The sequence below is a fragment of the Chloroflexaceae bacterium genome (assembly GCA_025057155.1).
Taxonomy (GTDB): Bacteria; Chloroflexota; Chloroflexia; order Chloroflexales; family Chloroflexaceae; genus JACAEO01.
In genome coordinates this window covers 16,817-31,604 of the sequence record JANWYD010000016.1, presented here as the reverse complement: position 1 = coordinate 31,604, position 14,788 = coordinate 16,817, and the positions used below count along the sequence as shown (strand labels likewise).

Annotated in this window: 10 protein-coding genes and 1 tRNA gene; 4 read left to right on the top strand and 7 right to left on the bottom strand. The window is 63.7% G+C overall.

Features of this window, described 5'->3' with window-relative positions:
* Positions 1-198 precede the first annotated feature (198 nt).
* The 6 genes from NZU74_14815 to NZU74_14790 all read right to left on the bottom strand — a co-directional run bounded on the left by NZU74_14815 (position 199) and on the right by NZU74_14790 (position 7,708).
* Positions 199-1,452, bottom strand: coding sequence for a glucose-1-phosphate adenylyltransferase (locus tag NZU74_14815; GenBank protein MCS6882604.1), 1,254 nt, complete (start codon positions 1,450-1,452; stop codon positions 199-201).
* Positions 1,453-1,724: 272 nt separating this feature from the next.
* Positions 1,725-2,366 (bottom strand): YdcF family protein, encoded by a 642-nt coding sequence (locus tag NZU74_14810; protein MCS6882603.1) that lies wholly within the window; start codon positions 2,364-2,366, stop codon positions 1,725-1,727.
* A 429-nt stretch (positions 2,367-2,795) separates the two neighbouring features.
* Entirely contained in the window at positions 2,796-4,028 is a 1,233-nt protein-coding gene (locus tag NZU74_14805) for a glycosyltransferase family 4 protein (GenBank protein ID MCS6882602.1), read from the bottom strand.
* A gap of 294 nt (positions 4,029-4,322) precedes the next feature.
* Positions 4,323-4,396 (bottom strand) — tRNA-Arg (locus NZU74_14800).
* A 649-nt stretch (positions 4,397-5,045) separates the two neighbouring features.
* Complete coding sequence (locus NZU74_14795; GenBank protein ID MCS6882601.1) at positions 5,046-6,473, bottom strand: glutamine synthetase family protein; 1,428 nt, start codon at positions 6,471-6,473, stop codon at positions 5,046-5,048.
* 8 nt (positions 6,474-6,481) lie between these two features.
* Positions 6,482-7,708: an SH3 domain-containing protein gene (locus NZU74_14790; protein MCS6882600.1), complete on the bottom strand. Its 1,227-nt coding sequence runs from the start codon at positions 7,706-7,708 to the stop codon at positions 6,482-6,484.
* Positions 7,709-8,026: 318 nt separating this feature from the next.
* On the opposite strand from NZU74_14790, the gene metG reads away from it, so the two are divergent.
* The 4 genes from metG to NZU74_14770 all read left to right on the top strand — a co-directional run bounded on the left by metG (position 8,027) and on the right by NZU74_14770 (position 13,376).
* Positions 8,027-9,829: a methionine--tRNA ligase gene (gene metG / locus NZU74_14785; protein ID MCS6882599.1), complete on the top strand. Its 1,803-nt coding sequence runs from the start codon at positions 8,027-8,029 to the stop codon at positions 9,827-9,829.
* A 679-nt stretch (positions 9,830-10,508) separates the two neighbouring features.
* A complete protein-coding gene (locus tag NZU74_14780) occupies positions 10,509-11,063 on the top strand; it encodes a YbaY family lipoprotein (GenBank protein ID MCS6882598.1) in 555 nt (184 codons plus the stop codon).
* A gap of 154 nt (positions 11,064-11,217) precedes the next feature.
* Positions 11,218-12,414, top strand: coding sequence for a class F sortase (locus NZU74_14775; protein ID MCS6882597.1), 1,197 nt, complete (start codon positions 11,218-11,220; stop codon positions 12,412-12,414).
* Between the two features lie 86 nt (positions 12,415-12,500).
* Positions 12,501-13,376: a hypothetical protein gene (locus NZU74_14770; protein ID MCS6882596.1), complete on the top strand. Its 876-nt coding sequence runs from the start codon at positions 12,501-12,503 to the stop codon at positions 13,374-13,376.
* 133 nt (positions 13,377-13,509) lie between these two features.
* Here NZU74_14770 and NZU74_14765 read toward each other — a convergent pair whose 3' ends face one another.
* Positions 13,510-14,775, bottom strand: coding sequence for an ABC transporter permease (locus NZU74_14765; GenBank protein MCS6882595.1), 1,266 nt, complete (start codon positions 14,773-14,775; stop codon positions 13,510-13,512).
* Positions 14,776-14,788: the final 13 nt, after the last annotated feature.

Genomic DNA, 14,788 nt, shown 5'->3' with positions numbered 1-14,788 from the left:
CGGTGACACCGCGAGCCGCGCTGTACCGCCGCCGCATAAGACAAGGTTTCACAAGGGCGGCGCTTTCCGTTTCCTCGTCGTGTTGACCCGCGCCCCCGCGTTGAGGTGAAGCGCCCGGAACCTTCCCCCGGCGGAGGAGGGATTGAACAGGAGACCGAGCGCCCTGAACTGCAGAGCGCCTGCGAACCGCGCTGCGCGTTACAGCGTCTCTCCTGACGGGATCTCGCGGCTCGGAAAATCTTCCGCGTCGCGATCGGCCCTGATCACTACGTTCCGGCCAATGATCGTGCCCGGAGGGATGTGGGCCGCCTTGCCGATCACTGATATGCCAGTGTTGAGTTTGTCCGGCTCGGCCTTGTTGGGCGTCGTCAGGTCGTCGCCAACGCCGAGGTGCGCCCCGGCGCCAATGACGACCTGCTTATCAACGATCATCCGATCAAGCACCGCGCCCGGCCCGATCCAGGTGTCGTTCATCACCACGCTGTCGCGCACAATCGCTCCCGGCGAGACATACACCCCCGGCGAAAGCACCGAGCGCTCGACTGTGCCGCGAATGGTGCAGCCGTTGCAGATGATCGCCCGCGACACCCGCGCCTGCGGCCCGATTTTGGCCGATGGGCGCTCCTCGCTGCGGGTGCGGATGCGCCAGTTCGGATCGAAGAGATCGAAATCAAGCCGGGGATCGAGCAGTTGCATGCTCGTTTCCCAGTACGAATGGATCGTGCCTACGTCAACCCAGTAGCCGCTGAAGCGATGGGCATACACGCGGTCCTCGGCGACCATCGCCGGAATCACGTGCTTGCCGAAGTCGATCCGGGGACGCTCCTGACTGCCCTCCGACAGCCTGCGGATCAGCACATCGGTATTGAACACATAGATCCCCATCGAGGCCAGGGTGCCCTTGTCGCGATCTTTGGGCTTTTCGGTGAACTCGATGATCCGATCCTCTTCGTTGGTGGTCATGATCCCGAAGCGATGGGTCTCCTCCAGCGGCACCTCCATCACACCCACCGTCAGATCGGCCCGGTGGCGCCGATGGGTGTCAATGATGGTGTTGTAATCCATCTTATAAATATGATCGCCCGACAGTATGAGCACCAGATCGGCGCGCCGTTCCTGAATAAAATTGAGATTCTGGTAGATGGCATCGGCGGTGCCGCGGTACCACGACTGATCGCTGCGGCCCTGGTAGGGTTGCAACAGCCGCACTCCGCCCCGGTTGCGGTCGAGATCCCAGGGTTTGCCGATGCCAATGTGATCGTTCAATGAATGGGGCCGGTACTGGGTGAGCACGCCGACATCGAAAATGCCCGAATTCACGCAATTCGATAGCGTAAAGTCAATAATCCGGTACTTCCCCGCGAACGGCACCGATGGCTTGGCCCGCTTCTCCGAGAGCACGCTGAGTCGCGTGCCTTCGCCGCCGGCCATGATCATCGCGACCACGCGCATGTGCGCTTCCTCCTGGGCCGGTCATGCCTGTCTGGCAGGCGTGCTTCTCTCCGGATGGCTTGATTGTACCGCCAATCCGTGTGGCGCGCAAAGGGCTGGCCCATCGGGATAGGATTCCCGTCTGTTGCACCCCTGCTCGCCGCAGAGGACGCCGAAGGGCGTAGCGGTTTGAACCCTCCGCGCCCCTCAGCATCCTCTGCGGTAATCCTCAACACGAAGTACAGGAACGCCACATACGGCAATCCAAAATGGTATGAGAGCGCCGCGAGGTGCTAGCACCCAAGCGGCGCGGCGCCGTAGCGCAGGGCGTAAAAGCCCATTTTGCCCAGTTCGCTGAGCACCGCTTCCCGTCCATACGCATCGCGCCACCAGTTATCGGGAGTGATGGCGAGATCGTGCGGATGGTCGTAGAGCACTGTCACCTCGCTGCCCGCCAGGTGCCGCCCGATGACGCATAGCGCCCGCCGGCTATGGGCCCAGTCGGTGACGATCAGCACGCTGCGCGTCTGCCGTTCACGGGCCAGGGCGGCGATTTGCTGGCCGTCGTCCCAGGTGCTGTACGACTCCAGCACGAAATACGCCTCCTCGGGAACCCCCTGCTCCTGCGCCAGTCGCCGCGCTCGCTCGACCAGCCGGCCCGCCGGGAGTTCCACCGGCCCGGTGCGCCAGATCTCCTGCCCGATCCCCTGGTGGTACAGATTGATGGCGTGCTGATCGCGGTACGGGTAGCGTCCGCCCAGCACCACAATCGCGTCAACCGGCGCCACCCGGGTTGGACGCGCCAGCCAGTGGCCGATGGCCGGCAACCACCACCCTGAAGTTACCATAACTAAGCTAACCGTGAGCGCCAGCAGCGCCAGCCAGATTGCCAGCCGGTTGTGCCAGAACCGCGGCGCTGCCTGTCTGATGGTCACCTCGCCCTGGCCTGCTGGCGTTGTGCGACCGATGTTGTGGTGTGCGCTGTGCTTGAGAGGTTCCATAGGCTCCGAGGTGAACATTGACCCACACGGAAGGGTTGCATCATCGTGAGTGTACCCCATCCAGGCGCCGTATGCCAGGGGCATTCATACCCGGAGACGCTATTTGCTGAGACGTTAAATAGTCTGTAAACAAAGTTTTTCGCTATACCTCGGCCCCCTCTCCAACCCTCCCCCGCCGGGGGAGAGGCTGGGAGGGGATAGAAAGGCAAGGCAACTTACTTTCCAGACTGCCAAAACCCTTCCATAGGGGAAGCTCGGCGCAGCGAACAGAGAAAGGCGACCGGACGGTCGCCCTTCTCTGTTCGCTGTCAGTTGCCGTGAGCGCCCGGTCACCGGGATGTCAGCCCGGCCCGGCGGCGCGCTTCAAACAGCCTGCTGGACCAGACGCGCGTCACCGGTGACAGGGCTGACCTGTCCTACCTCGGCCACGATGTCGCGCAGGCGGGGGCCAAGCACCCGCTCCCAGTCGAGGTTTTGCTCGGCGAACACCCGCCCATTGGCGCCGATCCGTCGCGCCAGGGCCGGGTCATTCAGGGCGCGAATGGTCTGGTGCGCCATCTCTTCCGCGTTGCGCGCCAGCAAAACATTCTCTTCGTGGCGCAGCGGCAGCCCGCGAATGCCCGCCGGCAGCGACACCAGGCAGCGCCCCATCGCCAGGGCCTCGGACACTTTCATCTTCGTCCCCGAGGCATCCTCGTAGGGGCTGACAAAGATGGCGCTCTGGCGGTACACCGGGCGAATATCCGGAACGCGCCCGGTAAACTCCACCCCCGGAACATTGGCGAATTCCCGGCGCGTCTCCTCGCTGAAGGCCCCTCCGAGAATGAAGCGCACATCGGGAACGGCGTCGCGCACACGCGGGTAGACCTGGTGCATAAAGAAGCGCAGAGCCTTCAGATTGCGCACATCGGACGTGCCGGTGAAGAGAATGGTTCGTCCAGGGTCAATGGACCAGTCGGGGGAGAAGTACTCGCAATCCAGACCGTTCATCAGCACGTCCACCTTTGCCGTCGGGCTGATCTCCAGCGTAAGCTGCCGATCTTCTTCGCACACCGAGAGGATGCGCCCGAAGCGGGGATAGATCCGGCGACAGAAGCGGTAGGTCTGCTGGCGATTCACCCGCGCCACCAGGCGCAGCAGCGGGTTGCTGAACTGCTGGGCGTGTACGTCCCAGTAGTGCACGTCGGCGTCCCACTGATCGAGCACCCAGCGCGGTCCCGGCCCCTCGAGGATCGGCGCCGTCCACAGGCTCAGCGCGGCCACTACCCAGTCGCTCGGTTTCGGGCGCAGCGCCCGAAGTTGAGGCGTGGCGGCGAAGGAGTGTTCGGCCATGGCCGCGTGGTACGACAGCCCGCGGCTGAGCGCGCGCCGCGCAATGGCCAGTTGATCGCGCAGCGTCGTATCGCGGCGCGGGATCTGGTTGACGGTCCGGGCGAACGTTCGCACCTCCGCCAGTTGTTCAGGGGTCAGCGGGACGCGCTGCATCAGGTACAGGTCAATCGGAAAGCCGCGCGCCAGTTCTTTCAATAGATAGTAGCCCCGTCGCGTTCCGCCGGTAAAGTTCAGTTCGAGTACGAAGAGTTTAAGGGGTTGCATGCCATCTCCCAACGGAACCTGTCATTGGCGCAACCCTCCGGGTCGCGCGCAGCGCCTCCTGGGGCTATGGTAACAAACGACCCTGAATAGCAGGTGAAGCAGGAGTGACAAAATTGACAGCCTGGTGATGAGGCGGGACTCAGCCTTGCCGGGTCTGTTCCGGGAGCGTCGCGCGGCGCTCACACGCCGCGGCAGTAGCGTATCGCGGAAAGGGCGCCGGGTCGTCTGGAGATCATGTAACGCCAACGCCCCCGACGACGGCGGTCGAAGGGGGCGCTGGCCAGACAACTTCTGCGACTCCGAGTGGGCTCGAACCACCAACCTACAGCTCCGGAGGCTGTCGCTCTATCCAGTTGAGCTACGGAGTCTCATCGCGATCAGAGTATAGCGTAGGAGTTGACGCCTGTCAATTGCGCGTGACAGAGGTGACACGAAGCGTGCTGTAGAAGCCTGCCCGTTCAGGCTTCACAACCCGAAACCGGCCGGTGTAGGATCAGTCGCTAGAAAGGCGCTCTGGCAAGGTGCATTGCGCGTCACGACGCTGCGCGGGCGCAACGGATCGCACCAGGATCGAGGGGCGCTGCAGGCCACGGCGCGCGTGTATTGAGGCCATAACGGGTATCAGGGCTACCCATCCCGCAGCCAGGGCCAGCGCAATTTGCGCGAAAACGATCCAGCTCCCCATCGCTGTCACCCCTGTCATCGAAGGCGCCGCGCGTTCACCAACGACGCGTCAGCACCATCGCAGTCCCTGCGCTCAGAGCCTATCCGAACAACTCCTGTAAAAGGTGGGGAAACCGGGTTTCCCCATGCCCCTCCCCTCAGGGAGGAGCTGGGAGGGATATGCCCTCCCAGAAAAGGGATCGCACAACCACGAACAGGCTCTTAGCATGTGCTCAGTATTGCCTTAAGCATACACAAGAGGGAGCGATTTGTCTAGTCCTCTCCGGGGAAACTACCACCGGCCTGTGCGAGGGGAGGGACTGGGAGGGCTGGCTCTGCCGGGGCCTCTTCATCTCAGAATCGGCTCCAGAGGTACTGATTGGTCACCTCGTGGTGGAACTGCACCTCAGCGCGTTTGATCAGCGTGCCCAGCTTGCGCGGGCAGCGATCGGCGACAGTCAGCTTCAGGTCGGCGTACTTGTCGCGCACATCCACGCCGAGCAGGCTGGCCATCAGGGCGCTCTCGCGGAAACAGGCGATAGCGTCGTAGATATTATCGGGCAGGAACTCGCCCCCGGCGCGCAAATGGCTCGACGGGGCGTGGCCTTCAAGCCCCGTGCGCAGCAACGTGTAAATTGCCATATACGGACTGGCGTCGGGCGCGATGGCGCGCACCTCGATGCGCGCCGAGCGCGCGTTGCCGATCGGAATGCGGATCATCGCCCCGCGATCCACTGCCGAGGCCTTGATCTCGTTGGGGGCCTCAAAGTGAGGGTCGAGGCGCCGGTAGGCGTTGACGCTGGAGTTCAGCACCAGACACATCTCCCTGGCGTGGTGCAGGATGCGGTCAACGAAGCTCCAGGCAAAGGCGGAAAGCTGTTCCTCGCCGCGAGGGTCGTAGAACAGATTCTCGTCGGCGCGGGCCACGGAGAGGTTGGTGTGCATGCCGTTGCCATTGACGCCTGTCACCGGTTTGGGCAAAAAACTGGCGGTCATGTCGAGGCGGCTGGCGACCTGCCGGCAGATCAGTTTGTAGAGCAGGATCTGATCAGCGGCGATGGTCGCCTCAGTGTATCCGTAGTTCATCTCGAACTGCGAGGGGGCGACCTCGGGGTGATCCTTCTCGTTGGCGAAGCCCATGGCGCGCTGCGCCTCGGCGCATGTGTCAATGAAGGTGCGCAGCGGATCGCCCGGCAGCGAGTGGTAGTACCCGCCCGTGCTGACGAACTTGAACTCGCCGGTATCACGATAGTGCTGTTCGGCGTTGCGTCCCTGGAACAGAAAGCCCTCGATTTCGCTGGCAACGTTACAGGTCAGCCCTTCGCGCTCGAAGAGGTCGGTAGTATAGAGCCGCAGCCGGGTGCGCAGATCGGCCTCGTAGGGCGAGCCGTCGTGCGCGCGCACTTCGCCGAAGACCAGCACCTTGCCGGGACCGAAGACATCGGCGGGCAGCCAGTAGAAGGCCGGCCAGTCAATCGCCAGCCGCAGATCGGACTCGGACTGCACCGAGAAGCCGCGGATGGAGGAGCCGTCGAAGGTCAGATTATCGGCTGACTTGAGCAGGAACTTCTTGTCGTAGTCCAGCATATGCAGCCGGCCCTCGAGGTCGGCGAAGCAGACCGTCACCGCCTTGATGCGCTTCTCATCGTTCAGGTAGCGCATCCGTTCTTCGCGAATGGCGTCAGAAGGCACGCGGCGCAGGCGCTGCGCCTTGGCCTCCAGGTTGAGTTCTTCGAGCTGGTCGTAGGGGATCTCCAGGAAATCGCGCAGTTGGGTGGACATACACCTTCCTATTCTTCTACCGGCACCGCGTCCGCCACTTCGGGAGGAATGCCGAGCAATTCAGCGGGCGCCCAGCCCGCCACGTCGCGCAGGTTCACAATCGCATACCAGTCGCCGGCCGCGGTGCGACGGGTCAACTCGACCACTTCACCCTGGTTCACGCGGTCGAGTTCGGTGCTGGCGCGATCGGGACGCTCATACACCGGGCCGGTCACAAAGACGGTGACCACCGGGGCCACGGGCACATTAACCCCTTGCGGGATGCGTAATAACGTGACCGAAACCCAGCCGATCTCGTCGCGCACCGTGCGCACGCGGTACCAGGCGCCGTTGGGAGTGCGGCTGAGGAGTTGCACCTCTTCGCCAGCGTTCACCCCGGCCACCACATTATTGGCCAGCACGATGGGCTGCCGGCGCACGTTGCCGCCGTTGCCCACGGTGGCGATGGGGCCGGTAGGCAGTTCGGGGGTGGGCGTGGGCACGGCGGTAGGCGTGGTCGCAGGCGCGGGGCTTGGCGCGCTGGTGGGTGTTGCCGGCGGGGTGGTTGGCGCCTCAGCCGCCGTTTTCTCAAAGAAGGCATCGGCGATCCCGGCAAGCGAGGGTATGCTCAGTTCCATCGGTGCGCTGGCCGTGCCATCGGGGCCGCGGGCGATCACCGTGTAGCTGCGGCCCTCGGTGGGCGTGGGCGCGTCATCGGCCCGCTGAACCTGCATCTCGGCCCGATTGTTCCGCACCGTGGCCTGGGCCTGCTCGGGGTTCATCCAGGGAAACGGCGACCCATCTTCCAGCAGTTCGGCAGTGACGACGGCGCCATTGGCCAGGCCCGTCGTCTCAATGGTAATGCCAATGGTGGGCGGGTCGGCGCGGATCACCGCTGCATCGCGGACCCGCAGCGTAACCGGCACGGGGGTGGGAGCGACGGTCTGCTCGCTGCCAGGCAGCAGCGTCAGCACCAGCGCCAGGACGCCGAGGAGCACCAGGATCGGAACCAGGATGACCAGGATCTTCCCCGCAAGGGAGAGACTCGCGAACCGCTGGGCCATACTGGTTGGTTCTTCATCAATAGGCAGCGAAGTGTAGTCAATCGGCTCGCTAACCGGCGGCTGACTCTCCGCAGGAGTCTGCATTTGACGGGAGCGCCGCGCAAACAGCACAACTACCGCCAGAATGATCAGAACCAGAACGATTAACCCGATGATGATCGGCAGATCAAGCTGACTAAGCAGATCTCGCATGGCCGCAATATCCTTAATATCAGACGCCCATTCGCAGGGCGCACACCGCCGCGATGAACACACCAGCGGCGGGCTATCGGTTATTTTCACATCAGTGACACATCCCCACTATGATATGACAAGGGAGGCCGTTCTGCAAACATGGTATAATCGCCATAGTTGTCTGCCCGCTGCGCGCAAACCGCCAGACGAACGTGCTTAAGACACTCCCGGGAAGGCATAGTCCTCCCCGCTCCTCCCCTCTGGCAGAGGTGTAGGAGAAATTCGCTGTTGTCACGTTCACGACCGGTTTCGCCAGTCACAACGCGGAGAGGACGTATGCCACAGCATATTCTGGTCGCCGTCGCCTGGCCTTACGCCAATGGCCCGCGCCATATCGGCCACGTTGCCGGCTTTGGCGTTCCAGCCGATATTTTTGCCCGCTACCACCGCCTGGCGGGCAATCGTGTGCTGATGGTCTCAGGGACCGACGAGCACGGCACGCCGATCACCCTCGTCGCCGAGAAGGAGGGTCTGACGCCCCGCGAAGTGGCCGACCGCTACAACCGGGTCATCGCCGACGATCTGCACAATCTGGGGTTAAGCTACGATCTGTTCACCCGCACCACCACGCTCAATCATTACCGTGTTACGCAGGACGTATTCAAGACCCTGTACGACAAGGGCTACATTCTGCGCCAGGAGACCCTGGGGGCCTTCTCGGCGACTACCGGCCGCACCCTGCCTGACCGCTACATCGAAGGCGTCTGCCCCCTCTGCGGGTATCCCGAAGCGCGCGGGGATCAGTGCGATCACTGCGGCAGCCAGCTCGACCCCACTGATCTGATCAATCCCCGTTCCAAGATCGACGGCAGCCCGCCGGTCTTCAAAACCACCGAGCATTTCTTTCTCGATCTGCCGGCCTTCGCCGAGCGCCTGCAGCAGTGGATCGCGCAACAGGAACACTGGCGGCCGAATGTGCGCAGCTTTTCGCTCAATTTTATCAAGGATCTGAAACCGCGGGCGATCACGCGCGATCTGGACTGGGGGGTGCCCATCCCCCTGCCGGAGTACGAACACCGTGACGACAAGCGGATCTACGTCTGGTTCGACGCAGTGATCGGCTACCTCTCGGCCAGCATCGAGTGGGCCCATAACCGCGGCACGCCCGATGCATGGCGCGACTGGTGGCAGAACCGCTACGCGCGCCACTACTACTTCATGGGCAAGGATAACATCGTCTTTCACACGATTATCTGGCCCGCCCAGTTGATGGGGGTCTCCAGCGACGGGTACTATGCCGGCAGCGCGGCTGGCGCCTTCGCTGAAGTGCCATTGCAGTTGCCCTACAACGTCGTCAGCAGCGAGTTCCTGACGATGGAAGGCAAGAAATTTTCGAGCAGTCGCGGGGTGGTGATCTATGTCAAAGACTTCTTAAGCCGCTACGATGCCGACGCGCTGCGCTACTTCCTCACCATCGCCGGCCCCGAGAACCAGGACACCGATTTTACCTGGGCCGAGTTCGTGCGCCGCAACAACGACGAACTGGTGGCCACCTGGGGCAACCTGGTCAATCGCACCCTTACCAACGTGCACCGCACCTTCGGGGCCGTGCCGCGTCCCGGGGCCTTGCAGGAGGGCGACCAGCGCCTGATTGACGAGGTCGAGGGCGGTTTCGCCAGCGTCGGCGCGCTGATCGAAGAGGTGCGCTTCAAAGCCGCGCTGACGGAAGCCATGCGCCTGGCGGCTCAGGTCAATACCTATCTGAGCGAGCAGGAACCCTGGAAAGTGATCAAAGACGATCCCGAACGCGCCGCGACGATCTGGCATGTGGCCCTGCGCTGCGTGAACAGCCTGAAGATCCTGTTTACGCCCTTTTTGCCCTTCAGCAGCCAGCGCCTCCATGAGTACCTGGGATTCGATGGATACATCGCCGGGCCGCTAGAGTTCCGCGAGTACACCGAAGAGGACGGTCGCAGCCACCGGGTGCTGACGGGCAACTATAGCCTCTGGCTCGGCCGGTGGGAGCCGCCGCGTTTGCCTATCGGCCAGACTCTGCGGCAACCTGAGCCTCTGTTTAAGAAACTTGATGAGAAGATCATTGATGAAGAACTGGAGCGCATGCGCGCGGCATTGCAATAGGCCCGGCTGTCCCGTCGCGCTGCATCCATCCGCCAGGGGCGCGGCAGAGGAGGAATTCGCCTGCTCCTCTGCCGCGCCCCTTCCCTGTGTTCGCTGGCGACTATATCAAGGTTGCGGGGGCCTGGCCCTGCCGAAATGAAATTACCAATTTTGGCAACTGTTCACACTTCTCCTGGAAGCGAGGGCTTCCAGCCCTCGTTGCGGCTTCGAGGGCGAGACGCCTTCGCTCCAAGGCTCTACTGTTACCCCGGGTGTGCACAGTTACGATCACGCTACATGCCTGATAGTCGAACATTGCTCCCTCGCAAACTTCACTACCACTGATACCATGCGTGTCCCAATTGATTCTAATATCCCCATCTGTACAAACACCAAAAGTCCTGATATACTCTTTTCTACACAAAGAATCATCGTTGTGGCATTGCCTGTTACAATGGCGCGTCGGGGAGCTTGCCTTACACGGAAGAGGAAATGGGTTTTGAGAGGGTATAACCCTCCCGGCGCCTGCCATAATCATCATTGAGGGGAAACGGGGAAAGATGGGGGTCCCTCCCAAAAAGGAGGAAACTTGTGGAGGCCGCATGCTCCCGCACCCGCGCCGAGACGAGGTCTCGTTGTCGTGCTGGCGACTGGCCGTATTCCCCAGCGGGAAATCGTTGATTGCCTTGCAGGAGGTTGTATGAAGGCTCTTCGTCTGGCGTTCGTCGTGTTGTTCGCCATCGCGTTCCTGGCCCTTCCCGGCCCCGCCGCGGCCCAGACCGCCCCTGCCGCCGTCTCCGGGACGCTCTCGTTGCTCGAACGGGTTGCCTTGCCGGGGAACGCGGTGGTGACGGTGCAGATCGCCGAGGTTGCCACCGCCGGTCGCCCCGGCGCGCTGATCGCCGAGCAACGCTTTACCACCAACAACGCGCAGCCCCCCTTCCGCTACACGGTAACCTATGATCCTGCGCGCATTGATCCCAACCGGGCCTATACCGTACAGGCTAATATCAGTTTTGGCGGCCAGATCCGCTATACGACCAACCGGGTGTACCGGGTGATCACCGGCGGCGCGCCGGTGAGCGATGTGAACATTGTGCTGGTGTCTTCCCGCCTGCCGCCCACTACAGGCGGCAGGCTGCCGCTGCTGATCGCAGGTCTGGCCCTTCTGGGAGCTGTGGCTGTGTTCGCCGCCCGGCGCCTGCTCGCGCCGCGACGCGAGCAGGCCGAGCGAGGCGAACGAGTCCCCGCGTAACGTTCGAGGTCGGCAATTCCAACGTTGCTGGCGCTCTGCACCTGGAAGTTCTGATTTGCTGCTCCGCCATCCTGCCTATGCCAGGTTGGAGTGGCGGAGCGCTTTACTTGCCTCTTCCTGTGACCGCTTGCCCAGTGGTCGCGTCATGATACGTGTGAAACGAGCCCTGTCACCGAGCGCATTGTCGCCGCTGGTGGCCCTGGTGACGTGGTGGCTTGCGGTAAGCGTCGGGGGAGCCGCCCCGCTCCCCCAGGCTATGGCGACCGCGTGCTTCCTCGAGACCGGTTACTGCATTGGTGGCCGCATCCGCGAAGTCTGGGAACGTGGCGGCGGGTTGATGGTGTTCGGTTTTCCCATCACCGGGCTGCAAGCGGAGGTGATCGAAGGTCGCGCGCTGATGGTGCAATGGTTCGAGCGGGCGCGCATCGAGTTGCATCCCGACCTGCCCTTTCCCTACGACGCCCTGATTGGTCGGGTGGGGGCCGAGGCTCTGGCGCGCCACGCCACGACGCGAACGGTCGCCAGTACGGCGATGATCGGCGAGTGCCGCGTCTTCGCTGAAACCGGGTTCAGCGTCTGTGGGGAGTTCCTCGCGGCCTGGCTGGGCGGTGGCGCCGATCTCGACGGCGATGGCGCGTTGACCGAAGGCGAAAGCCTGGCGCTGTACGGCCTGCCGCTGACGCCGCCCCGCACGGAGCAACTGTCCGATGGGCGCGCCTACGTGGTGCAGTGGTTCGAACGCGCTCGCTTCGAGCTGCATCCGGAGATCGCCGAGGGGCTGGTGCTGCGCGGCTTGCTGGGCCGTGAAGCTGCGCCGGTAGCCATTGACCCGCCAGGCGCTGCGCTGGCGGCCCTTGCGCCCACCCTGGAACCGGCCCCCGCGCCCGCGGCCTCCCGCAGCCTGCCGGTGCGCCTGGCCATCCCGGCGATCGGGTTGGAGGTCGCCACCGTGCCGGCGGGCGCCGATGAAACGGGCGCATTTGTGGTTCCCGATCATGATGTCGGCTGGTTCAGCGGGAGCGCCGCGCCCGGCGAGGGCGAGAATATCGTCCTGTGGGGGCACGTGCTGCCGTTCCTGGCGCGACCGCACATCCCGGCGCCGTTTGCGCGTCTGCGCGAGGTGAGCGTGGGCGCGCAGGTGGTGTTGTACGATGCCTCCGGGCGGCGCCACGAGTATGTGGTGACGCAACAGATGCGCGTCGCTCCCGAACGGACCGAGTTTCTCTTTCCGCGAGGCCGCGAAATGGTGACGCTCATCGCGTGCACTGGCGACCAGATCGTAAGCGGGGGCGCGGTGGTTGACTTTACCCAGCGCCTGGTGGTCATCGCCGAGCCGAGGCGGTCGTCGTAGTCTGGCCATTCGGGAAGGCAAGGTCCTGCTCTAGCTCTCGATGTCCGCGGTAGGGCCGCAGATCGCCGTAGCCCCGGAGTTAAGCCATGAATCGTGCAGATGATCGAAATGGAAGCATCGGCCGCATCGCCCTCCTCGTCGCGCTGCTGGCCGCGCTGCTGGGAACGCTCCCTGCCGTGGCCCGGGAAGGGCCAACCGCGGAGCCGACGGGCGACACCGTACTTCCCCAGCAGGGTCTGGGACAGGTGGTGTTTCTCCCGGTGATCAGGCGCGGGTCAGCCAATGTACAGCTCGCCCTGCGCCCGGTTCCCCTTCTGCAGGTGCAACGGGGGAGCATTCTGTCGGTGGAGTTTCGCCTGAGCAATGTGGATCAAGTTAGCGCCCCATCAACCCTGCTTAACCTCTCCTACTCTTCGCGCCTGACGATCTTTACCGAAACCGCGCTTGAGCCCGGGGATGAGCAGATCAGCTTTGACGATACGCGCGTAACGGTGCGGGTCAACAACGTCGCGGCGGGCACGACGCGCACCGGGCGGATCAACTTCTTCGTGCGCCGCGACGCGCCAGTAGGCGACCGCATCCCCCTGTACGCAACCTTCCAGTGCCCTGCCGGCCTCTGCCGCACCGGCCTGGTGCAGGTGGAGGTCATTCGCAATCAAGGCGAAGGGACCGGGGGAGTCTTCAATCTCAGCGTGTCGCCCGACCGGGGACCGCCCGGCACCGCGCATGTGTTCACCGGAGATTTCTTCTTGCCCGGCGAAGAGATCGTAACCTGGTTGAACACTGAGACGGATGTCGTGCCCCTTGACATCACCACCACCGCCGATAGCGCGGGCCGCATCCGCATTGTCTTCGGCACGGGGGCGCTGAGGCCGGGCTTCTACAGTCTTGTCGCCCACGGCGAACGCAGCGACATCACCGGCGTCGGGGCCTTCATTGTGACAGGACCGGGGGTGCCCTAGCGCATTGCTGAGCAAGTTTGACGCAACGGCGCGAAGGCGCAAGGTGGTAGTCGGGCCAGGCCTTTGCGCCGTTGCGTCAGGTCAAAGGTGAGATGGGAGGACGGTCGGCCTATCTGCCTTTTCCTCCGGCCGGTCACTCGTTACGCAGCGCGCGGATGGGGTCGAGACGCGCCGCGCGCATGGCCGGAAAGAGGCCGAAGAACAGGCCGACCCCCGCCGCGATTGACGTGGCCAGCACCACAGCGAAGAGCGAGACATTCGTGCGCAGCCCGCCGTCGGGTGACAGGCTGGCCAGGAACACATTGCCGAGGAGCGAGAGCAGATAGCCCAGCCCGATGCCGAGCAAGCCGCCGAAGAGGCAGAGGGTGATGGCTTCGATTAGGAATTGCAGCAGGATGTCGCGGCGCTTTGCCCCCACCGCCTTTCGCAGCCCGATCTCGCGCGTGCGTTGCGTCACGCTCACCAGCATGATGTTCATGATCCCGATGCCTCCCACCAGCAGCGAGATGCCGCCGATGGTGCCCAGAAAGGCGCTGAAGCCCACCTGTACCGCGCGGAACTGGTTGGCGAGCTGGGCCGGGTTGGTGATCGAGAAGTCGTTGGGCTGATAGGTCAGGCGGTGCTCCTCGCGCAGCACCATTGTCACCTGGCGGATGGCCTCGTCCACATTCAGCGGATCGCGGGCCTTGACCGTCATCGTTGAGACGTCCACGCGCGCGGTGACGTCATTGCGGAAGAGGCGGTTGCGAGCGGTGCTGTAGGGCAGATAGACCTGCTCACCCGGGTCGCCGAAGCGGCCCACAGCGCCCGCAGCCTGGCTCTGCCTGGTAGTAGAGACGCCGACCACCTCGAACTGCACGCCATTGACGGTGATGCGGCGACCCACGGCGCCTTCGATGCCTCCGAAGAGCGTCTCGGCCACGGTCTTCCCAATTACCGCCACGCGAGCGGCGGTATGCTCTTCCTGGGCGTCGAACCAGCGCCCGTCGCCCAGTTCCTGCGCGCCTACGGCAAAATAGGTCGGCGTCACGCCTTTGACGCCGAAGAGGTAGCGTTCGCCCCCCGCGCTCACGACGCCGCTGCGGCTCAGTTCCACCACCACGAACTCCACGGCAGGCGCGCGCCCCGGCGCCATGATCGCCTCGGCATCGGCGGCGGTGAGGCGGGGTTCCAGCGGCTCATCGGGGTTGGGGCTGTCCACCCTTGGGTTGACATAAAATGTGCCCAGACCCAGGCGCTCGAACTCGGCGTCTACCCAGCGCGAGTAGCCATCGCCGATGGCCAGCATCCCCACTACCGCGCCCACGCCAATGATGATGCCGAGCATCGTCAGCAGGGAACGCAACTTATTGCTGGACATGGCCTCCCAGGCCACGCGAAAGGCTTCAGAGAGAGACATAGTTTATCCTGAG

What these genes read in the sequence shown, in the direction of transcription:
- NZU74_14815 (MCS6882604.1), bottom strand. Translation starts at nt 1,452, where the DNA reads ATGCGCGTGGTCGCGATGATCATGGCCGGCGGCGAAGGCACGCGACTC.
- NZU74_14805 (MCS6882602.1), bottom strand. Translation starts at nt 4,028, where the DNA reads ATGCAACCCCTTAAACTCTTCGTACTCGAACTGAACTTTACCGGCGGA.
- NZU74_14795 (MCS6882601.1), bottom strand. Translation starts at nt 6,473, where the DNA reads ATGTCCACCCAACTGCGCGATTTCCTGGAGATCCCCTACGACCAGCTC.
- NZU74_14790 (MCS6882600.1), bottom strand. Translation starts at nt 7,708, where the DNA reads ATGCGAGATCTGCTTAGTCAGCTTGATCTGCCGATCATCATCGGGTTA.
- metG (MCS6882599.1), top strand. Translation starts at nt 8,027, where the DNA reads ATGCCACAGCATATTCTGGTCGCCGTCGCCTGGCCTTACGCCAATGGC.
- NZU74_14780 (MCS6882598.1), top strand. Translation starts at nt 10,509, where the DNA reads ATGAAGGCTCTTCGTCTGGCGTTCGTCGTGTTGTTCGCCATCGCGTTC.
- NZU74_14770 (MCS6882596.1), top strand. Translation starts at nt 12,501, where the DNA reads ATGAATCGTGCAGATGATCGAAATGGAAGCATCGGCCGCATCGCCCTC.
- NZU74_14765 (MCS6882595.1), bottom strand. Translation starts at nt 14,775, where the DNA reads ATGTCTCTCTCTGAAGCCTTTCGCGTGGCCTGGGAGGCCATGTCCAGC.